General features: G+C 63.6%; 1 protein-coding gene. It reads left to right on the top strand.

Going from position 1 to position 707, the window contains the following annotated elements; all coding sequences use genetic code 11:
* A partial coding sequence (locus tag EYC98_RS21665; RefSeq protein WP_420887212.1) for a calcium-binding protein occupies positions 1-707 on the top strand: 707 nt, incomplete at both ends.

A 707-nucleotide genomic window follows, 5' to 3' on the forward strand; every position in this document is an offset into this window, starting at 1 on the left:
GATCTGCGCGGTGGCGCGGGCAACGACACCCTATGGGGTGGTGCGGACGGTGACCGTCTGGAAGGTGAGGCAGGGCAAGACACGCTCTACGGCGGTGGCGGCATCGACTTCCTGGTGCTGGATCATGGCGCAAACGCGAATGTGAACGGCGATGTACTCCATGGGCACTTCGGCAACGCAGTGGCGTTCGACACGGCTGACGACAACGCCACCGACATCCTGCTGATCGAGGGTACGCCGAACGACGACACCATCCTGATCTCTGAGGACGTTGAGGGACGTCTGGTGGTGGCGATCAACGGGTTCGCGTCTATCGTGGACTGGCGTGATGCAAACGGTACGCCGGTGGTAGAACAGATTCAGGTGAGTGGCCTGGGCGGTAACGACGACCTCGGCTTCGCCGAGGGTAGCGGTGCAGTGGACTTCTCTGAGCTCAGCGCTCGCAGCGACGATTATCTCGGCGTGTTGCTCGGCGGGTCGGGCAACGACACCTTGCGTGGCACGGCGGGCGCGGACCGCATCGAAGGCGGCAGCGGTTCGGATGTGCTGTATGGCTATGCGGGTGACGACCAGCTGTGGGGCGACCTGGGTGATGGGCAGGCGAGCGATCATGACGTGTTCTACGCCGGCCAGGGCAACGATGACCTGATTGGTGGCAGCGGGACGAATGATCTCTATGCCTGGTCGCGTGATCCGGAGCTGGGCGG

The organism is Candidatus Litorirhabdus singularis (genome assembly GCF_026262625.1).
In the GTDB taxonomy this organism is placed as follows: Bacteria; Pseudomonadota; Gammaproteobacteria; order Pseudomonadales; family Halieaceae; genus Litorirhabdus; species Litorirhabdus singularis.